The organism is Cytobacillus sp. IB215665 (assembly GCF_033963835.1).
GTDB lineage: Bacteria > Bacillota > Bacilli > Bacillales > SM2101 > Nanhaiella.
The window spans coordinates 23,244-45,743 of record NZ_JAXBME010000004.1 but is presented as its reverse complement, the minus strand read 5'-3'; the positions used below and the strand labels follow the sequence as shown (position 1 = coordinate 45,743).

General features: G+C 35.0%; 24 protein-coding genes and 1 riboswitch. Of the genes, 1 reads left to right on the top strand and 23 read right to left on the bottom strand.

The window, feature by feature from the left end:
* Window positions 1-9: 9 nt before the first annotated feature.
* The 22 genes from SLH52_RS06460 to SLH52_RS06355 all read right to left on the bottom strand — a co-directional run bounded on the left by SLH52_RS06460 (window position 10) and on the right by SLH52_RS06355 (window position 20,923).
* Window positions 10-441 carry a bifunctional adenosylcobinamide kinase/adenosylcobinamide-phosphate guanylyltransferase gene (locus SLH52_RS06460; RefSeq protein ID WP_320208464.1) on the bottom strand — a complete coding sequence of 144 codons (432 nt, stop codon included), beginning with the start codon at window positions 439-441 and terminating at the stop codon, window positions 10-12.
* A gap of 20 nt (window positions 442-461) precedes the next feature.
* A complete protein-coding gene (cobS, locus tag SLH52_RS06455; protein ID WP_320208463.1) occupies window positions 462-1,250 on the bottom strand; it encodes an adenosylcobinamide-GDP ribazoletransferase in 789 nt (262 codons plus the stop codon).
* Complete coding sequence (locus SLH52_RS06450; protein ID WP_320208462.1) at window positions 1,247-1,822, bottom strand: bifunctional adenosylcobinamide kinase/adenosylcobinamide-phosphate guanylyltransferase; 576 nt, start codon at window positions 1,820-1,822, stop codon at window positions 1,247-1,249. Before SLH52_RS06450 ends, cobS begins: the two co-directional genes overlap by 4 nt.
* Window positions 1,819-2,895 carry a threonine-phosphate decarboxylase CobD gene (gene cobD / locus SLH52_RS06445; RefSeq protein ID WP_320208461.1) on the bottom strand — a complete coding sequence of 359 codons (1,077 nt, stop codon included), beginning with the start codon at window positions 2,893-2,895 and terminating at the stop codon, window positions 1,819-1,821. The genes SLH52_RS06450 and cobD overlap by 4 nt, the downstream gene beginning before the upstream one ends.
* Window positions 2,870-3,832, bottom strand: a complete 963-nt coding sequence (gene cbiB, locus SLH52_RS06440) for an adenosylcobinamide-phosphate synthase CbiB (RefSeq protein WP_320208784.1) — start codon at window positions 3,830-3,832, stop codon at window positions 2,870-2,872. Before cbiB ends, cobD begins: the two co-directional genes overlap by 26 nt.
* On the bottom strand, window positions 3,832-5,310 hold the full coding sequence (locus SLH52_RS06435; protein ID WP_320208460.1) for an adenosylcobinamide amidohydrolase: 1,479 nt from the start codon (window positions 5,308-5,310) through the stop codon (window positions 3,832-3,834). Before SLH52_RS06435 ends, cbiB begins: the two co-directional genes overlap by 1 nt.
* 7 nt (window positions 5,311-5,317) lie before the next feature.
* The gene (locus SLH52_RS06430; protein WP_320208459.1) at window positions 5,318-6,370 is read right to left on the bottom strand and encodes an iron ABC transporter permease; all 1,053 of its coding nucleotides are present in this window, start codon (window positions 6,368-6,370) and stop codon (window positions 5,318-5,320) included.
* Window positions 6,336-7,367, bottom strand: a complete 1,032-nt coding sequence (locus SLH52_RS06425; protein ID WP_320208458.1) for an ABC transporter substrate-binding protein — start codon at window positions 7,365-7,367, stop codon at window positions 6,336-6,338. The genes SLH52_RS06430 and SLH52_RS06425 overlap by 35 nt, the downstream gene beginning before the upstream one ends.
* Window positions 7,368-7,653: 286 nt before the next feature.
* Window positions 7,654-7,881, bottom strand: a riboswitch (cobalamin riboswitch).
* A gap of 249 nt (window positions 7,882-8,130) precedes the next feature.
* The gene (locus SLH52_RS06420; RefSeq protein WP_320208457.1) at window positions 8,131-9,906 is read right to left on the bottom strand and encodes an ATP-binding protein; all 1,776 of its coding nucleotides are present in this window, start codon (window positions 9,904-9,906) and stop codon (window positions 8,131-8,133) included.
* The gene (locus SLH52_RS06415) at window positions 9,903-10,619 is read right to left on the bottom strand and encodes a response regulator (protein WP_214480097.1); all 717 of its coding nucleotides are present in this window, start codon (window positions 10,617-10,619) and stop codon (window positions 9,903-9,905) included. Before SLH52_RS06415 ends, SLH52_RS06420 begins: the two co-directional genes overlap by 4 nt.
* Window positions 10,620-10,694: 75 nt before the next feature.
* Complete coding sequence (gene ccsB / locus SLH52_RS06410) at window positions 10,695-11,867, bottom strand: c-type cytochrome biogenesis protein CcsB (RefSeq protein ID WP_320208456.1); 1,173 nt, start codon at window positions 11,865-11,867, stop codon at window positions 10,695-10,697.
* 1 nt (window position 11,868) lies between these two features.
* Window positions 11,869-13,524 carry a cytochrome c biogenesis protein ResB gene (locus SLH52_RS06405; RefSeq protein ID WP_320208455.1) on the bottom strand — a complete coding sequence of 552 codons (1,656 nt, stop codon included), beginning with the start codon at window positions 13,522-13,524 and terminating at the stop codon, window positions 11,869-11,871.
* Window positions 13,525-13,536: 12 nt separating this feature from the next.
* The gene (gene resA, locus SLH52_RS06400; RefSeq protein WP_320208454.1) at window positions 13,537-14,061 is read right to left on the bottom strand and encodes a thiol-disulfide oxidoreductase ResA; all 525 of its coding nucleotides are present in this window, start codon (window positions 14,059-14,061) and stop codon (window positions 13,537-13,539) included.
* 145 nt (window positions 14,062-14,206) lie between these two features.
* Window positions 14,207-14,947 (bottom strand): pseudouridine synthase, encoded by a 741-nt coding sequence (locus tag SLH52_RS06395; protein ID WP_320208453.1) that lies wholly within the window; start codon window positions 14,945-14,947, stop codon window positions 14,207-14,209.
* 96 nt (window positions 14,948-15,043) lie between these two features.
* Window positions 15,044-15,577, bottom strand: coding sequence for a spore maturation protein (locus SLH52_RS06390; RefSeq protein WP_320208452.1), 534 nt, complete (start codon window positions 15,575-15,577; stop codon window positions 15,044-15,046).
* A gap of 1 nt (window position 15,578) precedes the next feature.
* On the bottom strand, window positions 15,579-16,172 hold the full coding sequence (locus SLH52_RS06385) for a nucleoside recognition domain-containing protein (protein WP_214480103.1): 594 nt from the start codon (window positions 16,170-16,172) through the stop codon (window positions 15,579-15,581).
* On the bottom strand, window positions 16,165-17,286 hold the full coding sequence (locus SLH52_RS06380; protein WP_320208451.1) for a D-alanyl-D-alanine carboxypeptidase family protein: 1,122 nt from the start codon (window positions 17,284-17,286) through the stop codon (window positions 16,165-16,167). The genes SLH52_RS06385 and SLH52_RS06380 overlap by 8 nt, the downstream gene beginning before the upstream one ends.
* Before the next feature lie 255 nt (window positions 17,287-17,541).
* Entirely contained in the window at window positions 17,542-18,435 is an 894-nt protein-coding gene (locus tag SLH52_RS06375; protein WP_320208450.1) for a superoxide dismutase, read from the bottom strand.
* A gap of 97 nt (window positions 18,436-18,532) precedes the next feature.
* On the bottom strand, window positions 18,533-19,021 hold the full coding sequence (locus SLH52_RS06370; RefSeq protein ID WP_320208449.1) for a YpuI family protein: 489 nt from the start codon (window positions 19,019-19,021) through the stop codon (window positions 18,533-18,535).
* A gap of 32 nt (window positions 19,022-19,053) precedes the next feature.
* Window positions 19,054-19,461 (bottom strand): hypothetical protein, encoded by a 408-nt coding sequence (locus SLH52_RS06365; RefSeq protein ID WP_320208448.1) that lies wholly within the window; start codon window positions 19,459-19,461, stop codon window positions 19,054-19,056.
* A 123-nt stretch (window positions 19,462-19,584) separates the two neighbouring features.
* Window positions 19,585-20,163: an SMC-Scp complex subunit ScpB gene (scpB, locus tag SLH52_RS06360; protein WP_320208447.1), complete on the bottom strand. Its 579-nt coding sequence runs from the start codon at window positions 20,161-20,163 to the stop codon at window positions 19,585-19,587.
* Between the two features lie 7 nt (window positions 20,164-20,170).
* Window positions 20,171-20,923, bottom strand: coding sequence for a segregation/condensation protein A (locus SLH52_RS06355; protein WP_320208446.1), 753 nt, complete (start codon window positions 20,921-20,923; stop codon window positions 20,171-20,173).
* 175 nt (window positions 20,924-21,098) lie between these two features.
* Between SLH52_RS06355 and SLH52_RS06350 the strand changes: the two genes are divergently transcribed.
* A complete protein-coding gene (locus SLH52_RS06350; RefSeq protein ID WP_320208445.1) occupies window positions 21,099-21,623 on the top strand; it encodes a DUF309 domain-containing protein in 525 nt (174 codons plus the stop codon).
* A gap of 293 nt (window positions 21,624-21,916) precedes the next feature.
* Here SLH52_RS06350 and SLH52_RS06345 read toward each other — a convergent pair whose 3' ends face one another.
* Window positions 21,917-22,267 (bottom strand): GNAT family N-acetyltransferase, encoded by a 351-nt coding sequence (locus SLH52_RS06345; protein ID WP_320208444.1) that lies wholly within the window; start codon window positions 22,265-22,267, stop codon window positions 21,917-21,919.
* Window positions 22,268-22,500: the final 233 nt, after the last annotated feature.

The following is a 22,500-nucleotide window of genomic DNA, read 5'->3' as shown; positions in this document are numbered from 1 at the left end:
TACTCCTCTTTATTTTATTCTTTCACTTATACCACACCAAATTCTATCAACTCTAATAGATTGTTGCACAATGTCTTGATAACACCAACCTACAATATCTCGCAATAGACGTTCTGTTTTTTCAATTGGCACAAGACCTTGAGTAATATCTGTACCGATAAGGATAACTAGATTTTCTTCAGACTCATTCTCCCAATTTAACCATTGAGTTATTTTCTCCTGCCACAAACTACGTAACTGATGATCTACACAATGATCAATGGACTTTTTTATTAACGCTTCTATTCCTTCGATAACTACGATCGAAAAACCTTCTTTTATTTCACTTGTCTCATCATTATATCCACATATCCAGCAACAGCTTTCCTTAGTTAGTAACTGATATGTTTCCACTACCCACTTCCGCTTTCCTTGGAAGGCACCTCCACATACAAAATGCATTGTACTTCCCCCTCATTCGATTATAATATGTAGTAAGAAGCATAAAGCCAACAAATGAACCATAACACCGTTTCTGTTCCTTCAACAAAAGCACCTAACGTATCTCCTGTCATGCCCCCAAAATGCTTCACAATAAAAGCTCTTCCTGTAAATAAAAGAAAGAAAGATGCGATCATTAATATTACTGTAAATAGCATAGCGGTTAAATGAGTGAAGAAGTATAGCAGTAATAAAACTAAGATAACAGTTGCATAAACGTATTTCTTTTCAGCTGAGGTTAGATGTTTTTTAAATGCAGCCGCCATTCCTTCGTGTTTTGCAAGTGGTGTTGTGACTAGCAAATATACCATAAACGTTCTAGATAAAATGGGTATAACTAGTAAAGCGATAGTTATAATAGAGGAACCCATAGATTCAAAGATGAATAAATAACGAAAGCCAAATAAGAATAACAATGAGATCACAGCAAAAGCACCAACTCTAGCATCACTCATGATCTCTAGTCTACGATCCGTATCTTTATAAGAAAAAAATGCATCACTACAATCCATCCACCCATCAACATGTAGTCCACCAGAAAATAAAACTGAGAAAAACATAAGAAATAAAGCCATCACCGCGTTTGATATCGAAAAGTAATTAAGGAATAACGTATGTATACTAGCTAGTAAAATACCTAAAATAAGACCAATAAGAGGAATAAATCGGACACACCATCTTCCACTTTTTGAATCCCATTGAATGTTTTTTTTAAAAGGAATAGTCGTAAAAAATTGAATTGCTAATAAAAAGCCATTGATGATTCTCAACGTAATTCCCTCATCTCGTTTTTACTCTTCATTAATTGAGGAATGCCAAATTGAACAAAATAAGCTTCGTCACATGCTTGAACGATTGCTTGATGAAGATTACCAAGCACATACATATACATATAGGACCCCTTATCTGAAGCTATCCCACTTGAAAACAATTCATTGGATACAATGACAATATGTTTGCATTTTTCATTTAACATATAGAACGTGCTTAAAAGCTCTTGTATTAATTTCTTACCATATTCTTTACTCGTCCAATTACACCCTTCTCTAAACAATTCATTTGCTACTAAAATCGTCAGACAGTCAATTAAAATAAGATTGCTACTTGAAAAGTTAGAAATAAGGTTATTTATATTGTATGGTTGTTCCCAAAGTATCCAGTCCCGCTTCAAAGCTTTACGATCTTGTTTATGCCTGCTAATTCGTTCAAGCATTTCTGCATCCACAGCTTTTGACGTAGCAATATAATGAACTTGTTCTGAGTTATTAGCTAATTTTTCAACTACTTGTTCAGCAAAACTGCTTTTACCACTTCTCACACCCCCAGAGACAAATACCATCATTTGTTCTTCCACCTCATTAAAACTTCGAACAGATAATTGTTCTCTTCTATTGTCCGAATAGCTAATCTTATATACTTACCATCAAGCCCTGAAAAGTTGTACGTGTGTCTAGGTACAATCCCATTCATCAATAAATAGCTTATCAAATCTTGCTGATTATTATATACGGGGTCTTTCAGTAAATAATAATTTACAGTGGAAGGAGAAACATAATAATGAAGCTGTGTAAGTTGTTGGAATACTCTCCTTCTCTCTTCATCAACCAATTGTTTTGTCTTAGCAACATGAGCTTTATCACTTATGCATAACACACCTAAATGTTGAGCGATTCCGTTTACACTCCATGGTGGCTGTAGCGTCTTTAAACGTTCTATTATACTTTCACATGCAACCACATAACCTAAGCGGACCCCCGCTAAATGGTACATTTTAGTGAGTGAGCGTAAAATAATAACATGATTGTATTCTTGTATATACTTGACCATTGATATTGAAGTTTCACAAAAATCGTAAAACGCCTCATCGAAAATGACTGTTGTATGATGTATCTTTGCATAATCAATAATGTCGAGTAGTATAGCCTCATCTATTACAGTCCCAGTAGGATTATTCGGATTGCAAAGAAACATCACATCAACTTCTCTAATGAGGACTTTAAGACGATTAATTTGAGGTTGCCAGTTATTAGATTCATTTAATAGAATCGATTCAATTTGGCATGAATAAGCGGTACAAGCAGTTCGATATTCTGAAAAAGTTGGCTCTAGTAACCCTACCTTCTTCCCAGCAAACAGTTGGGATAATAAATAAATACATTGGGATCCACCATTCCCAACAAATAGTTTTGAAGTTGGAATATTCTCCCTGTGAGAAATAGCCGAATATAGTTTACTAGACTCAATGTCTGGGTATTCAGTGACAAAGTGGAAGCTCTTGTTAAATTCGTCTTTTAAGGTGATAGGAGCTCCTAAAGGATTAGTGTTAACACTAAAATCTATTATCCTTTTTGGAGGTGCGATATTATATGCCTCGTACAGTTTTTTAGGATTAGCGCCATGTGTTGGTACTTTCAATGAACATCCCTCCTAGAACATAGAAAATAGTACACGCTATAACCGTTCTGATCATCACTTGATTTGCCATATCTATATGCTTTACAGTTAGTGCAACGATGGGTTCACCAATTGTCGCTCTATTGGATGCAACGCCCTTATAATAGTTAATCCCTCCTAACTGAACACTTAATATCGAAGCCATCGCCGCTTCTAGCCACCCACTGTTAGGACTGGGATGTTTGCTAGCATCACGAAATAAGAGTTTCATACATTTCTTTAATGACTGCTTTGTCAATGCAACATTTGCAACAATCATTAATACTCCAGATATTCGACTAGGAACAAAATTTAATAAATCATCAAATTTCGCCGCCGCCCAACCAAATTCTCGGTATGTTTCATTTTTATAGCCAAGCATTGAGTCGCACGTATTTGCTGCTCGATACATTACAGCTAAAGGGCCACCTCCAAGTATTGCGAAAAATAAAGGGGCTGTAATACCATCGCTCGTATTTTCGGCTACAGTCTCAACGACCCCACGAACAATTTCTGATTCATCAAGCTGTATCGTATCTCTTCCAACAATCCAGCTTAATTTCTCTCGAGCTAAATCTAGATTTTGATCAACTAAAGGTAGCTTAACTTCAATGGCGGCTTCCTTTAAACTTTTCGTTGCGATTGTTGTAAAGATAAACAGTGCCTCAACAAGCATGCCAATGGCCCAATGTAATGAATATAGGTAAAATATAACTGCCGCAGAAATGACTGTTGCAAAACCACAAACTACTATGACTGTTATTACCCCTTTGCTTTTTCTGAACCTACCTTCATTTAACGCATTATCACACTTCTTAATCATCCAGCCAAAACCTCTAACTGGATGGGGAAGCCATTTTGGATCTCCTATTACAAAATCTAAACCGAGCGCAATAATAATTGCAAAGATATGCTCTATCATTCACGACCACTTCTTCTTATTTTATTATTTTGAATAGCTTTCCTTGTCGCTCCATAAACAGTATGCCCAATCGCTTTACCAACAGGAGTAATAGATCCTGCATATTCTATAAGCTTGTTTGTCTGAGATGCTGCTATGACAATACTATCCGTCGAGGTTCCACTTGCTATAGTTGCTGACAAAGGGTCCATTATATGTTCATCATGGAGCGCTTTTGTCTTTGCTTCAGTAGCTATCATTATCGCTTGTACAAATGCAGCTTCCGTAAGTCTACCTTCAATAAAGATCATCATATTAATCGTCCCTGGATAAACCACCTCTTCTTCTCTATGTATTGCTCTACTCACATCAACTGCATTTGATGTACCTGCGGTTATGACTGTAAATATGTTAAGGTTATCAAGAGTAAGCGTTTCCGTAGCTACATCTTCTAATGTTGCTGCGGTCATCATGCCGATACAATCATGACTATTCATACTATGGCTTTGCAGAAATGATGCCATATCTTGTTTTGGATTGCTGCAATCATAATTTTTGTGGACGTGACGGTTTACAAAGGTACTTTTCCAACCAATTCCATCACCAATTATTGCTGAAGAAAGTGTTTTAAATGGTTGTTTAGTCTTTATAACAATTATTTCTTTAGATGTGTCCATTGATATTTGTGACATCAACCCATTTTCTTGTTGTAAAGTAGGTAATTTGGGGACGAGTGATATTAATGTTTTCGGTACTGTAGAGTGCTCACCTACAGTTAATTGTGTTCGGTATACGCTCATTAAATCTCTTTCGTTAAGTACTTTATTAGGCGCGTCCATCGCAACCATTTTTCCATTATTCAGCAAAAGAATTTTATCACAATAAAAACTTGCTAAGTTAAGATCGTGAAAAATTGCAATAACAGTTAATTCTGATGTCTTAGACCATTGTGATAAAGAATCTAGTAAACGGATTTGATACGATATATCTAGATGATTGGTTGGCTCATCTAACATGAGTATTTCAGGCTCTTGTGATAATGCACGTGACAAAAACACTCTTTGACGCTCTCCACCACTTAAAGATGCTAAGCTCATTTGCTCCATTCCCGTTAAACCAGTTAGTTGAATAGACTTTTTTACAACGTTCTCATCTTCATCTGTCCACTGAGGAAATAGCCCTTTTTGGTGAGCATATCGACCTAATTTAACTGTTTCTTGAACTGAATAATTAAATGATGCTTCAATAGTTTGAGGTAAAACCGCAATGATTTTCGCTAGTTTTTTTTGCTCATATTTTGTTATCGACTGGCCTTTTATTTTGATGTCGCCTGTATTAGCATGTACCATTCCACAAATTAATTTTAATAATGTTGTTTTGCCACTGCCATTAGGCCCAACTATACCTAAAATTTCTCCTTTTTTAACAGTGAAGTTAATATCATCCAACACCTTTTTTTGATTATAATGATAACTAACTTCCGTTACATTAATCATGACAATATCATCCTCTTCGATTCGATATAAAAATATAAGCAAACACAGGTGCACCAATTAAGGCTGTAATGACTCCTATGGGTAGCTCACGTGGAGTAATAATTGTTCTAGCGACTAAATCAGCAATAACTAAAAATGCCCCCCCATTAAGCATCGATAATGGTAATAGACGAATATGGTTCGCGCCCCATAATAGTCTTGTAATGTGAGGGATAACTAGACCTACAAAACCAATTGTTCCTGACACGGCAACAGCTGCACCTGTTAATAGTGAAGAAGCTGCCAAAATGGTCATTTTTCGTTTTGCCACATTAACCCCTAAAACTTTAGCTGATTCTTCACCAAATGAGAATGCATTTAACTCTCTTCCATTAACGAGTAGTAATACAGTGCCTACCATATAAAAAGGTAGAATAATCTTAATATAATCCCACCCCCTCATCGCTACACTACCTAATAACCAGTTAATGATTTGTCTTAATTCTTCACCAGTAAGTGCAATCATTAAAGAAATAATAGACCCTAAAAATGAGCTAAATATAATACCAGTTAAAATGATCGTTTCCACAGAAATGGATTTCTCAACCGCCCGGGCAAACACTAATACGAGTATGAGAGATAGAAAGGCAAAAGAAATACTAAATATCGGTAAAGTAAATTTCCCTATAAAAGGGATATGTATACCAAAAAAAAGCACAATTACTGCTCCAACTGATGCTCCAGAAGATACTCCGAGTGTATAAGGGTCTGCTAATGGGTTTTTTAACAACCCTTGAAATGCAGCCCCTGCAATCGCTAGAGAAGATCCAACTATAAAAGCTAGGATCACTCGGGGTAAGCGTATTGCCATAATAATATTAACTACTGCTGTATCAAGCGTCTCTATTGATCCTAAATGAAAAACACTATAAAAAATAACGTTTAAAATAGTAGAAAAGGGAATCGATAACGTCCCTATCGAAACCCCTAACAAAATTGAAAATATTACAAAACATACAGTAATAATATATGGTAGAACACGGCTTTTATTGATAAATGTCAGGATAGACAGCTTTTGCAAGTTCTTCTACTCCTTCAATTAAACGTGGACCAGAGATTGTTACTAAATCCGAGTTAATATCGAATACGAGCTTATCCTTAACTGCTGGTACCTCTTGCCAAGCATCTCGATTTAATACTTGTTCTACTGCATTTTCAACATAATACCCATATGTAATAACAATAACATCTGGATTAAGTAATACCGCATCTTCCTCAGTAAATTGTGGCCAACCTTCTTGATCACCAGCAGCATTTATTGCTCCAATCGCTTCGAGCATTTCATGCATAAAAGTACCTTTTCCAGTTGTATATAATTGAGCATCTACCTCTATCCAAACTACCTTTTGATCAGCTTCTTTAATTTCTGCTGATTTGTCTTTAATAAGATTCAATTTTTCTGTCATATCACTTATGATCTTGTCTGCATTTTCTTCTGTTCCTGTAACAGTGCCAATCATTTTAATTGAGTCATATACTGCTTGAAATGATGATGCATCGTTAACAACGACCACGTTTATACCAGCATCTCGTAGTTGTTGAAGACCTTCAGTAGAGCTATGGGCACTTGAGGCATGGGCAAGAACGACGTCTGGGTTTAATGAAATTATCTTTTCAACATTAAATTTTGCTCCTCCAACCCTTTCTATCTCGGCTACTTCTGGTGGATAATTAGCCCAATCACCAACACCAACCATTTTATCACCTAAACCTAACGCAAAAGCTATTTCTGTATTACTAGGAATTATCGACACAATTGCTTGTGGCTCTTCTTCTATTGTCACTTCATTACCTAATCCATCCGTAATTGTTACTGGAAAGCTAGACTCTGCTTTATCATCAACTTTAGTTTCCTGTTCTCCGTTTGTAGACTCTGCTTTATCATCAACTTTAGTTTCCTGCTCTCCGTTTGTAGAGGCAGCATTATTATTTACCTCAGTTTGACCGCAACCTACTAATAAAATGAATGATAAAATAACGAAAAAGACAGTGGGGAAGTACTTTTTAATGTTTAACATCTTTTTTTCTCCTTCTTTTGTAATATGGCTGTTTTCGCATTGATTGTTGTTTTTCGTATTAGGAAATATACATGTTCACAACTAGAGTTTCGTGGCATCTTTTCTTCTATACAACGATGAGAATGATTTTATCCTCTGTTGGTAAGGAAACAATAATGTTTAAGAAATAAGCCTAAATAGAAATAAGCCCATCCGAATTGGATGAGCTGTTAGACGGCATCATAAATGTATTGTTATTAATAAATACACTACTCGACCGTCTCAATACTCAATCCCCGAAGAATTGAAAACGTATATAGTGCTTGGCAGGTCTACTGACTCATGCTTCATCCTACTTTGATCCTTCCCATATGGCTAACAATATGTATAATATTATTATTCCATACAGTGGTAATATCATTTCGTCCACAAATACAGTTGCGGGGGCAGTTCTAGATTCACACTAGAATTCCCTTTTAAGTCTTTATGAGAATGTTTTAAAATTCTCTTGATATCCTATGTAGTATATAAGAAAAGACACCTAGCACTATTTATTTTTTAGGCTGTCTACGCATTGATTATTGTTACTCATGCAAAGACGGTAAGTATAAAGCTGATTGCTTAAAATACCACTTCTATCATTCTAATTTATTAACAATCGTATCTCCATATACGAAATGAGCCTTTTTAAAAATTCTTTTTCATAATACCCGATTATTAATATATTGACAAGAATAATCTGACTGCTTGGCAAAAACTTAACATGACATAATTGCGCATTTTATTATTGTGGTATAAAGAATGAAAATGTAGTTCCTTCATCAATTTTACTATGAACAAAGATGTTTCCATCGTGTGCCTCTATCAAATTCTTTGCAATGGCTAAGCCAAGACCAGTACCTGAACGTCCTCGCGTTCGAGCTTTATCTGCTTTATAGAAGCGTTCAAAGACAAATGGTAAGTCCTCCTCAGGAATTCCTGCCCCAGAGTCTTTGACGTCAATTTTCAAACCATCTTTTATAGAATTTACTTGTACAACAACAGTTCCCTGCTCATCAGTATAACGTATTGCATTATCAATCAGATTTGTTAATACTTGTTCAATCCTATCAGGATCAAACATAATTGTTTTATGTATTACGTTAATATGCACATCCAATGTAATTAACTTATCCTGTGCCAATCCTTGAAATTTGCGAATTATTCTTTGAATGTAAGGCTGAATATCTATCTCTTCTAAATGCAAATTTAAATGACCAGCTTCCATCCTAGCTAAATCCAACAGTTCATTCACTAGCCTACCCATACGTAAAGATTCATCATATATTACTTTTGCGATATCTTTCTTTTCTTGATCGCTACTAGCAATATCATCAATGATCGCTTCACTATATCCTTGTAACATAGAAATTGGTGTTCTTAATTCATGGGAAACATTCGCAATAAAATCTTCTCGTAGCTTGTCTAACCTTCGTTCTTCAGTCATATCTCGAAGTACTGCGACAGCTCCTCTGACAAATTTATTATCGTATAATGGACTCATGACGATAACCCAATTCCTACCTTGTAATGTGATTTCTATCGTCTGTTCTTTCTCAAAAGAAACAACTTGTTTAAACAATTCTCGAACCTCTGATGGTAGCTCTTCCGTAGGCTTCTCTAAATTACCTTGCTCATAATACCATGCTTGCAAAAATTGCTCAGAAGGTGGGTTTGAAACTAAGATCGAGCCATCTTTATTAAATGTAATTACACCATCAACCATACTGCTTAAAATGCTAGATAACTGCTCTTTTTCTTGACTTAACGCGTTCATATTATATTTTAATTGTCGCTCCATCTGATTAAAAGCAGTAGCTAAATCACCAATTTCATCATTCGTTAAAATCGGTACCTTCGTATCAAATTTCCCCTTTGCCACTTCGAACGCTGCTTCTCTCATTTTAAGCAGTGGAGAAGTTATTCTAGTTGACAAGAAAAAAGCAAATATTGTCGTTAAAACAATTGCGACTCCCGCAGCTAAAAGTATTAGTTTAGTTGTTTGGTGCGATGTCTCTTCAACAGCCCTTAATGACTGATATATAATTACTGCGCCATTTTCTTCGTTAGAAACTTTTAAAGGTGCAGCAACTAAAAACAATTGGCTGTTTTTATCTACTGGAGCTGTGATTTCATGTAAGTATTTCTTTTCGCTTATTACTTCCCTGTTTGTAAACACCCTAGCTAGTTGTTTATCATTAAAGATCGATGATATTGGTAGGTTTTCTAGTACATTACTATCAGGTGAATACCAATAATTTTCTTTATCATATACAATAATGACCTTCGTCATCTCATCAATTAATTCCCATGAAATATTCCGTGCTAATTGTTTATCATCATATTCTTCCATAATCGAGGCTATTTTGGTTGCTGTTTTTGTTAAATCATTCTTTGCCTCATTGACATGATAATTTTCAAAAAACTGGAGTAAAAGGACGGTTAGAATTGATAATACGAATGAAACTAATAGCAAAATGGTAAACCATAATTTCCCTACTACACTTCGCCAAAGTTTCATTCATTGGTTACCTCAAACTTGTAACCCACACCCCAAACAGTTACGATCATTTTTGCTGCTTCTTCAGAAACACGATTCAGTTTTTCACGTAGACGTTTTACGTGTGTATCAACAGTACGTAAGTCACCAAAAAATTCATAGTGCCAAACTTCTTTTAATAATTGCTCTCTATCAAACACTTTATCAGGAGCCTTGGCAAGAAAATAAAGAAGCTCATACTCCTTAGGTGTAAGACTGACCTCTTTCCCATCCGCAGATACACGATGTGCATCATTATCGATTGATAAATGAGGGAATACAATTACATCTTTTGTAGTTGTTTCAGTTTGTAAATAAGAAGTCGGTGAAGATCTTCTTAATAATGCCTTGACTCTAAGTACAACCTCTCTCGGGCTAAATGGTTTAACGATATAATCATCTGTCCCAACTTCAAACCCTTGTACACGATTTACTTCTTCACCTTTTGCAGTTAGCATAATTGTAGGTGTCGCCTTTTTCTCTCTAAGTTCTCTACATACTTCAATGCCATCCTTCCCAGGCATCATTAAATCTAAAAGAATGAGGTCATAGTCATTTTCAAGAGCTTTAAGTAAACCATCATTACCGTTGTCTGCTTCTTCAATTACGTAATCTTCACGCTCCAAATACATCCTTAATAGTCGTCGAATACGTTCTTCATCATCAACAACTAATATCTTAATTTCTCTTTCCATATGTCTCGTCCTCCTCAGACAATGTTAATAGTTGAAATTGTTAACGTATAGGTTTATGCGTATGTGTCTTTATGATTATGCGTATGAATGTAATCCTGCAATGACTAAGTTAACAGCAACTAGATTAAACATAATAATGGCAAAACCAATTACCGCTAACCATGCTGATTTTTCACCGTGCCACCCTTTAGAAAGTCTTAAATGTAAAAAGGCTGCATAAAAGAGCCACGTAATAAGCGCCCATACCTCTTTTGGATCCCATCCCCAAAAACGATTCCACGCTATTTGCGCCCAAATCATCGCAAAGATTAGCCCGCCTAATGTGAAAATTGGAAACCCAATAGTTACTGCACGGTAACCTATCTCATCCACTAGATCTAAGTTAACATTTTTCACAATAGGCTGCAATGCAGCACCAATTCTTTTCCGGAGTATTAACCTCAATATGCCGTATATAATTAATCCTGTTATTAATGATAATAGTAATGTATTTAATTTTTGTGCATCGATTACGGCAGGCATACTTATTAATGGCTCAAAGCGTTCAGCTGTAAGAAGCTCCCCTTGATATGGTCCAACTAAAGCTGGAAGTTGATAAGTAACCTCAAGTGGCTGTTCACTTTTGTCAACATATGAGAATGTCGCTTCATAATCTAAAACCTTAAACCCACTAGTAATGGTAATAAAACCTATTGTACTTACTAAACTATACAATATTAATTCAAGCCAAAAAGTACGTTTACTTTTCTTCGATTGATCTACTGATCTAAGTAAATAAATTAACCCAGCAGCAAAACTTACTGCAAGAATTGCTTGACCTGCTGATACAGTAATAACATGTATGTATAACCAGTCACTTTGTAACGCAGGAATTAAAGGAGAAATATCGGTTGGAAACATACTAGCATATGCAATAACTAGCATAGCTATTGGTAGTGTAAACAAACCGAGTACACTAGCTTTATAAATAATATAGATAAAAATGAATGCACCGACTAACATCATTCCAAAAAACGTAGTAAATTCGAATAAGTTACTGACTGGCGCATGTCCAGCTACAATCCACCTCAAAATAAAATAACCAAGCTGTGACACAAACCCTAAGATCGTAATAATAATCCCAATTTGTGCCCAACGGTTTTTTTTATTATCACTGCGTTTGTTGCCTATCGTCCCTCCAAAAAAAACTGTTGCAATTAAATATAATAAAAAAGCAATATATAGTAAATTACTACTTAATTCTGCCATATTAATCCCCCTTTGCCTGCTTCTTACGATCTTCTACTTGATCAACTGGCATAACGAGCTGAGTACCCTCGATAATTGATGTAATGTCCTTTTTCAAACTAAACCAATTTTTATTCGTATGTCCTGCAATATAAATCAAATCCCCTTCACGCTTGAACCAAATCCGACGATGATTCCAGTACATACCTTGGATAACACCGATCATAAATATTGCTCCACCTATGGCTATAATAGCTAATGAGAAATCACGCCTTACAGTTAGCCCTGAGACATTTACCGTTTCAATTCCTGAAAAAGCCACCTTATATTTATTATCTCCATTAGGCTCAATATTTTGTCGTATTGCAACAAAGCTTCTTTCACCCTCTGGAGTATCAGGTGTATACATTTCAAATACAAAAGCAGGATTATTAGGAATTTTTAATTTTGTATCAGGTTCACCATTACTATTTAAATAGTAATCCGGAAAGTATTTCAATAACTTTACTTGATAACCTTCACCTAAATCATACTCTTCCTGGGGATTATGAAGGTCTATCGTTAATTCACCCAGGCTTACATCCTCATTTTCTTTCTCTACTAATTTAAAAGACATTTCACGAAACTCATTTAATTTAAAGTCTGCCTGGTATAATGCATAATGGTCATATTTTAGAGGTTCATTCACGCGGATTGCAAAATCCTTGATTTTTTTGAGCTCCGGTTCCGCACCTGGAATAAAATCACCGACACGTTCATATAACGTAACATCAGTTTGATAGTTTTTTGCTAACACCCCATCGCCAATTTTCGCTAACGCATCTTCAAAAACTTCTTTTTCAGAGTCTTTTTCATAGACATCTAACTTAAAGCCATGACTTTGTAAATAATATTGCCCATTCGTACCTGGGATTTCGTTAGTCTCTCCATCTCGCATCCACAATGACTTATCAATATATACCCCTGGCACTGATCGAACGAGTACACCTATTAAAAAAATTATGAGTCCAACATGATTTACATATGGCCCCCATCGTGAGAACCTTCCCTTTTCAGCAAGAATATTACCATTTTCTTCACGGACATTATACCTTTTCTTTAATAGCTTCTCCCTCACTGTAGCTAACGAATTTTCATTGTCTTTAAGTTGAGACTCACTATAAAGCCTTTGTCTTTTTAAGAAACTATGATGTCTTGAAATACCTTGTTTTTTTAATGCACGATACAAAGGAATTACTCGATCTAAACTACAAATAACGAGAGAAATACCGATACTCCCTATTAAGATTAAATACCACCATGAACCGTATAACTCATGAAAGCCTAATTCGTAATATAATTTGCCTGTCACACCATATTGAGATTCATAGTATGCTGCTGGATCAGCCTTAGCAGCATTCGGTATATACATTAATTGCGGATAAATTGTTCCAAAAGCTGAAGCTATTAAAGTAATAACTATTAACCAAACACCAACTTTTACAGAAGAAAAGAAATTCCATATTTTATCAATTATCGTTTTGTTATATGTTTGTGAACGCCTTGCACTACCATCATAGCGCATATCAACTTGTTTTTGCTCTTCATTATTAACATTATCAATCTGCCTTCCACAGGACTCACATAAAACCGTTCCATGCGGATTTACGTGTCCACATTCACACTTAACATTTTCCATTTCTCTAACTCCCTATGGTATGATGCTTTCCATGTATTGTTTAACATCACTTTCACTCATGGTTTTGTTTACAATATCAACAACTTTTCCATCTTTGTCTATTAAAAAAGTTGTTGGCAAATTCCCAACGTCATATGCATTCATCACTTGGCTGTCTTCATCAATTACAACTGGAAATGTTAATCCGTGTTTGTCGACGAATTTCTTCACGCTAAATTCAGATTCATCAATATCAACTGCAATGATTTCCACGCCTTTATCTTTAAAATATTGATATTGATTATTCATGTAGGGCATTTCAAGTTCACATGGTTTACACCAAGTTCCCCAAAAGTTCAAAAATACCCCTTGGCCTTTGTAGTCGGACAATCGATGTGTGTTACCTTCCAAATCTGTTAACACAAAGTCTGGCGCTTGATCTCCCTTTGCAACCGCTTCCTTTGTCATAAATATATTTGAGTATAGGGCATATCCGAGGGCCGCCAACAATACAACTAAAATGACGGTTCGCATAATTAACCGTTGCTGCTTTTTCATGATCCCAATCCCCCTCTAGGGCTAAATAACATCCCCCTGTATCTTGGTAAATTCACTTACCTAGTATAATCCACTCCACATTATATCACTAAATAAGTTTTACACAGTGTTTACATTTTGAATGTTGTGTGACAGATTCATAAACTTAATAAATATTTTTTTTATTACCAGTCTTCGCTACCGAGCGTAGCTGTTTCACCTCATGAGGAGAAAGCTCACGCGCATCCCCTGTATTTAACCCTTTCAAGTCTAAAAAGGCATATTTTTCACGTTTTAACTTCATTACATCATGACCGATCGCCGTTAACATTCTCCGAACTTGTCTATTTCGACCTTCCCTAATAATAATTTGCACGATTGAAGTATTTTTTTTCTTATCAATTGACTTGACTTTCACTTTTGCCGGTAAAGTTACTCCGTCATCTAGACGAATCCCCTTCTCAAGCTTTTTCACATTTTCACGAGTAGGGATACCTTTTATTTTTGCAACATACTCTTTCTCAATCTCGTATTTAGGATGCATTAATATATTTGCAAAGTCACCATCATTCGTTAACAACAATAACCCTGATGTATCATAATCCAAGCGTCCAATAGGATATATACGTTGTTTTAGATGAGGAAAAAAGTCTGTGACAACTTTTCTTTGTTTTTCATCTGATACACTGGAAATAACACCTCTTGGTTTATATAGTAAATAATAAACAGGTTCTTCACGCTCAATAGGAATCCCATTCACTTCAATTTTATCATGTGAGCTAACTTTCGTTCCAAGCTCCTTAACTATGCTATTATTTACACTTACTTTTCCATCTAAAATTAATTGCTCTGCTTTTCGCCTAGAAGCAACCCCTGCTTGTGCAATTACTTTTTGTAGTCGTTCCATATTAAAATTCACCTCGATAACATCTTACTTGTTTGAACATCTTTTCACAAGTTTTCAGAATAAAAAAAATAAGACGCTACTCTATTGAGATGCGCCTTAATTAGCAAAAATAATTGTTACAACGGTGATTGCCGCGATGATACCGCATAAATCAGCAAGGAGACCAACCTTTAATGCATCACCCATTTTCTTTATTCCTACTGCTCCAAAATATACTGTAAGCACGTAAAGAGTTGTATCGGTACTACCTTGTAACGTCGAAGCTAACCTTCCAATAAAAGAATCTGGTCCATACGTGCCAATTAAGTCTGTGGTCATTCCTAATGCTGCAGTTCCAGAAATAGGTCTCATTATTGCGAGGGGAATAATTTCAGCAGGTACACCTATCCCTTCTAATAACGGCCTTATCATCCCTATAAAATAATCCAACGCTCCTGATGCTCTAAATATCGATATTGATACAAGCATCCCTACTAAAAATGGAATGATTGAAAATGCAATCTTGATTCCTTCCTTACCACCTTCAACAAAAACTTCATACGTTGGAACTTTTTTTACCGTAGCAACTATTAATATAAAGCAAATGAGAAAAGGGATGAACCATAAAGACACTAATGTAAGTATAGCCATATCATTTTCCACCCCTTCTTAACCTTCTATAATAAAAATAGCGGTCAATTAAAATTGCACAAATAGTTGAAAAAAAGGTGGCAATTAATGTTGTACCGACAATTTCAGTTGGTTTTGAAGATTCATAAGTGATGCGTATAGCGATAATCGTAGTTGGAATTAGTGTAAGGCTAGAAGTATTGATTGCTAAAAAAGTTATCATAGAACGGCTAGCTACATCTTTATCACCGTTTAGCTTTTTTAACTGTTCCATTGCTTTTATCCCCATCGGGGTGGCGGCATTGCCAAGACCAAACATATTTGCCATCATATTTGATAATATGTAACCCATCGCGGGGTGATCAGCAGGAACTTCAGGAAAAAGCCTACTTACGAGTGGTTTAAAAATTTTTCCCAGCTTGTCTAACATCCCTGCTTCCTGAGCAATCTTCATTAACCCCAACCAGAACACGAGAATGCTAATTAGTCCAATACAAATCGTCACCGCTTCTCTAGCACCTTTAAATATTGCTTCATTGACTTGTTCAATCGTTCCATTTAGCAAAGAAAAAACGATGCCAACGACTGTCATTAGAACCCAAATTATATTAACCATCTGAGTTTACTCCAATAATCATAGCAAACACTTGTGAAAATATCGGCCACCATGACTTTTTCGATTTTCTATTCCCATGATCATAAAAAACTGGAATTTCTTGGATCTTATCATCACTAAGGCTGATCACTACTTTACCTATAATCGTTGGAACGTCTTTATTTTTTTTCCAAGATTTTTGAGGCTTTATAAGCTGTACAGCAACGTTTACTTCATTTTCTTCTTCTTTATTTAAAGGATAAAGAACATCTCTTTCCACAAATATTTTATTTTTATAAAATTCATCCTTGACCTTATCCAAGTTATCCTGGCCAAATATATTAATAAGATTATATTGATCGAATCCCGTTTCAAACATATTAATATGGTCGTTCCAGTCATTCGAATTTGAATCTAAAGTAACTGCTATAAGTTCTAAGCCATTCTTTTCAGCTGTCGTCACTAAAGTACGATTCGCTCTTTTCGTATAACCGGTTTTACCACCAGTTGTATAGGAATACATTCCAGTCACTAGCTTATGTTTATTCTTCCATGCTTTAGTTTTATATGTTGGATGGTAGAGCTCAGTCGCGAATAGTTCGCGAAATGCTTCATTTTCCATTGCATATTTCGTTAATAATGCCATATCATACGCAGTTGAATAGTGATTCTCGTGATCGTCCAATCCATGAGGGTTCGAAAACTCACTGTTTGTCATACCAATCATTGCAGCTTTTTCATTCATTAAGAAATTAAAGCCTTCCACACTACCACCAACATGTTCAGCTATTGCGACGGCTGCATCGTTTCCAGAGCGAAGCATTAAGCCATATACTAAATCTTTTAATGTTATCTGATCACCTAGCTCGAGAAGTATGGACGACCCCTCAGTGTATATTGCTCTTTCACTAATATCCACTATGTCCTCAAGTTTTCCAGACTCAATAGCAATTATAGCAGTCATTATTTTTGTTATACTTGCTATTCTCATCTTTGTATGCTCATTTTTCCCGTATAAGACTCTACCTGTTTCTTGTTCAATAAGGATAGCACTTTTGGCACTTACGTCATTATTCGCAACTGCTACTTGTTGATTAACTGATAATAATAAAACAATGATTAAAAGAAATGTCATACATTTTCTCATGCATACCATCAAATCCCCGTCCCTTTTTCCCGAGATTTTTCTATGAGAGGATATAAAAAAAGCCTATCCTCGTATTGAACCCGGACTAATACAAGTGTATGCAAGACAGGCTTCTATATGAATAAAAATTCGGAAAAACGCCAGTGCCTCAATCCATCAATTAACGATGAAGATAGGTTCGAAGATGTTTTACTTTGTTGTCTAAAAAAAGAAGGAATCATTATAATTTTGAGCTACTTACAATTAATACGGATCCCATCTTAAGCTTCTCGCATGTTCAAAACGTTCATCAATATCATTCCAATTCACTACTTTCCACCAATTATCCACATAAGTCCCACGGTCATTATGATATTGCAAATAATAAGCGTGTTCCCAAACATCTAAGACCATAATTGGAATCGTATCCCATTGTGTAAATAACTGATGTTTTTCAGTTTGTAGAATCGCTAGCCTTCTCGATCGAGGTGACCATACAACTATAGCCCACCCTACACCTTCAACAGCTTTGGCAGCTGCTGTGAAATTCTGTACAAATTGTTCAAGATTACCGAAATCTAAAATAAGCTGTTTTAATAACGACCCTCGAGGACTTCCGCTACTATTCGGTGTCATATTATTCCAAAATATAGTGTGTAAATAATGTCCAGATCCATGAAAAGCCGCTTCTCTCTCCCAATGTAAAATAAGAGAGTAATCATTTGACTCTCTTGCCTTAAGAAGCATTTTTTCTGCCTTATTAAGTCCATCTACATAACTTTGGTGATGCTTATCATGGTGTAAACGCATAATTTCTTCGGAAATATAAGGCTCTAAAGAATCATAGTCGTATGGCAATGGAGGAAGCTTATGCTCTCCTATGGGAACACGATCATTAAACGATTGCCTACTAAATTCATTTTGTGGTATATTTGCTAATTCGTGATGTAAAAGTAGCACTTGATCATGAATCCGTGTTGCTTCCTCTTTTAAAATTACTCCATCTCTATTTATATTTTCTTGCACCTGTGAGATTACATTTTGAATCCTTTCTTGTAGACTAGCATTATGAACATCATTGTTATTTAAATGGGCTATAACATCCTTTCCCCATTTTGTAACATCACTCATATACCTTCTATAATTAGTATCGTTCACACATTCACCCCTTCCTACTCCAACATATCGTATTCAAAAATAGGCTTAATGTGAAAAACAAATATAAAAAAGAGAGGTGGCAATCGCCACCTCAAACTTATTTTGATTGAAGAATTTTTGTATGATAATCAGTTTCATAATATTCTAGCTCTTCTCGAATCGTTTGAAAACCTTTCTCCAAAGATGCTAACAGTTGTTTAATAGAAGATGGGGGGACTTCTCGGAATCTAATTGAGTTATTCCCTGTGTAAGCTGAACGACTATCTTCATACCATAAATCTTTTTTAGGTGAAAAGAATTCTTCAATACATTGATGATATATTTTATAAAGTGTTTTCTCCGCCGCAGCTTTTCGAAATGGAACATTTGATAATACAATTCTACAAGCTTCAAGCCCTTCTTCACAATACACAACTAATCTTCTAATTTCTGATAAAATATCTTCAAAATAAACTTGGTTTTCCGGAGTTTCTTGAAGCAGTGTATGAATAGTTATGCCATTCAAATACGTTGTTAATGTGTTGACTGTTTTACTTAAAAATTCTTCAACTTCTACTGTTTGTGTTTGTACGATACTGTTCCCCATCATAGCCCTCCAAATTATTATTAGTATATTTCTTAACTAAACAATAACGTTGAATCGACCTTATATCCTTCATTATATTCAATCGACTGAAATATTTCTGGAAGTTTTTCAAATTGTACATCCTTAAAATATTCTACAAATTCATTAATATTATTTATATATACGCGTTTACGTGAAAGAAATTGTGGTTTTTTTAGTAAACAAATTAATCCTACAATATCTTTGAAATGGATGTCTTTTTCCCCTATTGTAAAAATAGGATCACTGTTGTAGGGTGTGAATTCACTCAAGCGTTCATCAAAATAACGAATATATAGCAAATGAAATGTTCTTTCTTCGCCATCTTCAACAAATGTAACCTCAGATCGATTAAAAAAGTCTTCTGATGTGTTTGGCTTCTCCTTTTCTAGCTCATAACCATTACAATTTTTTATTAGCATACAGCCCACCATCCCATTTGTGCAATCGTCAACATCTTGTGAAAAAAAAAGTTATTTTACATCCATCTTAACATACAAAAAAAAGAGTGTATATTATGACACTTGAATTTAAGACTAACTTATTTACTCAATTTCTTGAAATTTTTCAAAAAACAAATCGGCTTCTTCTTGAACGGATTCCTCTTGAACTTGCTCAGGTAATGGTGGGAGCTCTTCAAGAGTTCTTAAACCAAAATACTCAAGAAACTCTTTTGTTGTGCCATAAAGAATGGCTCTCCCAGTGCCTTCAACACGACCTACTTCCTTAATTAACGCCTTTGCCATTAATGTTTGTAGTGGTCTTTCTGTTTTCACGCCACGAATTTCCTCTACCTCTGTTCTTGCAATTGGCTGACGGTAAGCTACAATGGCTAATGTTTCTAATGCAGCTTGTGAAAGAGATGTTGACGCAGGAGACTCTACTAACCTCTTTATGAAGGCTGCATGTTCTTTCTTTGTCGTCAGTTGGTATGTATTAGCAACTTCTGAAACAAACAATCCGCGTTTATTATTTTTATATTCTTCCTGTAATTCAATAATAATGTCATGAGCAACATTTTCGTCAATTTCAAGAACTAGCGCTATTTGCTTTAACGATAGTCCATCATCACCGGCGACAAATAGCAGCCCTTCTACTACAGCTTTCCACTCGACAATATTCATTGCCAAATCACCTTACCTTACTAGCTAAAAAAATTTCATCAAAGTTTTTTTCTTGTTCAATATTAATCGCGTTTTCTCTCATCAATTCTAAAATGGCTAAAAAAGTAACAACGATGTGCCCTTTATCTTCATAGGGAAATAGTTCAAAAAAACTTTTCCTTCCTTTAATTGACGATAACTCTTGTATAATTTCTTCCATTCTTTTTTCAATTGGAATTTCTTGACGAGTTATTTTCGTATGGAGTGGCTTTTGGAGCTTTTTCCTACGTAATAGTTTTTGAAATGCTGCGAGCATATCGTATAAGTTCACATCAAGTGGCTGGCTCTTTGCCTTAGTATCTTTTACAAATTCATTTACATCACTGGGTGCTTTTGTAAAAACTTTGCTACGTTCAGCTTCTAACTCCTTTAAGTCTGTCGCAGCTTCCTTATATTTCCTATATTCAATTAAGCGATTGATTAACTCTTCTCGAGGATCTTCAGTGATATCGACCTCAACATCCTCATCGAATAACTCCTCTTCATGTTTAGGTAGTAGCATCTTACTCTTGATTGCTAATAAAGTAGCAGCCATAACTAAATACTCACTAGCAACATCTAGCTGTAATTCTTGCATTGTATGAATATAGAACATATATTGTTCTGTAATTTTCGCTACTGGTATATCATAAATATCTATTTCTAATCGATTAATCAAATGCAATAAAAGATCAAGCGGTCCTTCAAAAGCATCAATTTTCACATTATATTGCACTTTCATCCCACCAACATATCATACTTCATTCAGTATTTATATAGCTTAACACTAACGTATAGTATAGAACAAACTAAATTTTTATCCAATACTCTTTTATACGGTGCTTTTGCTACATACTATGATACACTATTAACAAAAAAATGGTGAGATACTTTGATAAATAGGGAGTGATAAATTCTTGTATCCAAAAGCTTATATAGATTATTTAGTGTATTTCCATGGGGATCGTGATTATTTCGAATGCCATGAAGTTCTCGAAGAGTATTGGAAACAAACAGACAATGATATAGTTTGGGTTGGGTTCATTCAAATTGCTGTCGGATTATATCATCATCGAAGAGGTAATTTCAAAGGTGCTCAAAAAATGATAGCAAACGCTATTGCTATCTTAGAAGCTCAAAAAGATACTGTCGAACAGCTAGGCATAAACCTAAAAACACTATTAACAACTTTACAGTCGCAACTGAATGCCATTATCGCTAATGAGCCTTATATAAGTATTAATTTACCAATTCAAGACGAATCATTGTTAACTACATGTAAAAATGCATGTAGTGAAAAAGGCTTGACATGGGGAAAAAGTAGCGATTTAACTAATAATTTCCTTATTAATAAACACACTTTACGTGATCGTACTGAAGTTATAACAGAAAGAGCTAATCAATTAGCCAAAAGAAAGAAAAAAAATAAAGGCTCTTGTTGATTAAAAATTAAATGAATATGCGTTTAAGTTTTTATTCCAAAAACAGCCTATATAAAAAAAGAAAGCACTATTTTAGTGCCTTTCTTTAATTTAGGCTGTTTTCTCACTTTATGCATTGAATTAAGTTTCATACACAACATAACAATATTGTTTTAACAAGGCTGTTTTAGAAGCGCTGATTGTTGTTTTTCGTAATAAGAGCTAAACATGAAACCATTAGCTTTCGGGGTATCTTTTCTTCTATCAAACGATGACTTTTGCGTAAAAATAAAAAGAGACAACAAAGGCTGTATTTAATGATCGATATTACATTTTTCTATAAAAGAAGCAGTTTCAGAGGTTGGCTGTAATTGATCATTTGGAAATAGTTTAGCTAAATCTTCAACCATTCTTTTCCCAAGCCCTTGATACCGATGGGATGGATTAACACTAATATGCTGCACAACTATTCTTTTTTCTGGAAATTGAATAACACCGATCAATCCTATAATATCTTCTTCCTTCCAAAGAAATAATTGTTTATCCTTTTCTTCTTCATATTGTTTAATGGTTTGCTGCAACTTTTTTAAGTCTTTTTCATTTGGCATGAATGAAAGAAGTCCCATTGCAATTTTTTCATAATTCTTTTTGTATCGAATTAACATATAATATCCCTCATTATTATTGAACACTCACTTAAAGAAGGAGTTCAAAACTTTTGGAAATTGGGCTGTCACATAACCTCGTTGACCCGCATTTCAGCCTCATGAACATTACAAACATACAAGTCACTATTACTCTAGGCTTTATATACCAGTTTTTCACAGTCCTTTTTCCTAGTTTGAACGCTTCTAAAAAAAGTAAAGTTCGATTGTAATTATGAATCTTTTCTTTTTAT

Bases quoted from the DNA above. Each gene is read 5' to 3' on its own strand.
- SLH52_RS06460 (WP_320208464.1), bottom strand. From the start codon at position 441: ATGCATTTTGTATGTGGAGGTGCCTTCCAAGGAAAGCGGAAGTGGGTA.
- SLH52_RS06450 (WP_320208462.1), bottom strand. From the start codon at position 1,822: ATGATGGTATTTGTCTCTGGGGGTGTGAGAAGTGGTAAAAGCAGTTTT.
- SLH52_RS06435 (WP_320208460.1), bottom strand. From the start codon at position 5,310: ATGATTAATGTAACGGAAGTTAGTTATCATTATAATCAAAAAAAGGTG.
- SLH52_RS06425 (WP_320208458.1), bottom strand. From the start codon at position 7,367: ATGTTAAACATTAAAAAGTACTTCCCCACTGTCTTTTTCGTTATTTTA.
- SLH52_RS06420 (WP_320208457.1), bottom strand. From the start codon at position 9,906: ATGAAACTTTGGCGAAGTGTAGTAGGGAAATTATGGTTTACCATTTTG.
- SLH52_RS06415 (WP_214480097.1), bottom strand. From the start codon at position 10,619: ATGGAAAGAGAAATTAAGATATTAGTTGTTGATGATGAAGAACGTATT.
- ccsB (WP_320208456.1), bottom strand. From the start codon at position 11,867: ATGGCAGAATTAAGTAGTAATTTACTATATATTGCTTTTTTATTATAT.
- SLH52_RS06405 (WP_320208455.1), bottom strand. From the start codon at position 13,524: ATGGAAAATGTTAAGTGTGAATGTGGACACGTAAATCCGCATGGAACG.
- resA (WP_320208454.1), bottom strand. From the start codon at position 14,061: ATGAAAAAGCAGCAACGGTTAATTATGCGAACCGTCATTTTAGTTGTA.
- SLH52_RS06395 (WP_320208453.1), bottom strand. From the start codon at position 14,947: ATGGAACGACTACAAAAAGTAATTGCACAAGCAGGGGTTGCTTCTAGG.
- SLH52_RS06390 (WP_320208452.1), bottom strand. From the start codon at position 15,577: ATGGCTATACTTACATTAGTGTCTTTATGGTTCATCCCTTTTCTCATT.
- SLH52_RS06385 (WP_214480103.1), bottom strand. From the start codon at position 16,172: ATGGTTAATATAATTTGGGTTCTAATGACAGTCGTTGGCATCGTTTTT.
- SLH52_RS06380 (WP_320208451.1), bottom strand. From the start codon at position 17,286: ATGACATTTCTTTTAATCATTGTTTTATTATTATCAGTTAATCAACAA.
- SLH52_RS06370 (WP_320208449.1), bottom strand. From the start codon at position 19,021: ATGGGGAACAGTATCGTACAAACACAAACAGTAGAAGTTGAAGAATTT.
- SLH52_RS06365 (WP_320208448.1), bottom strand. From the start codon at position 19,461: ATGCTAATAAAAAATTGTAATGGTTATGAGCTAGAAAAGGAGAAGCCA.
- scpB (WP_320208447.1), bottom strand. From the start codon at position 20,163: ATGAATATTGTCGAGTGGAAAGCTGTAGTAGAAGGGCTGCTATTTGTC.
- SLH52_RS06355 (WP_320208446.1), bottom strand. From the start codon at position 20,923: ATGAAAGTGCAATATAATGTGAAAATTGATGCTTTTGAAGGACCGCTT.
- SLH52_RS06345 (WP_320208444.1), bottom strand. From the start codon at position 22,267: ATGTTAATTCGATACAAAAAGAATTATGAAAAAATTGCAATGGGACTT.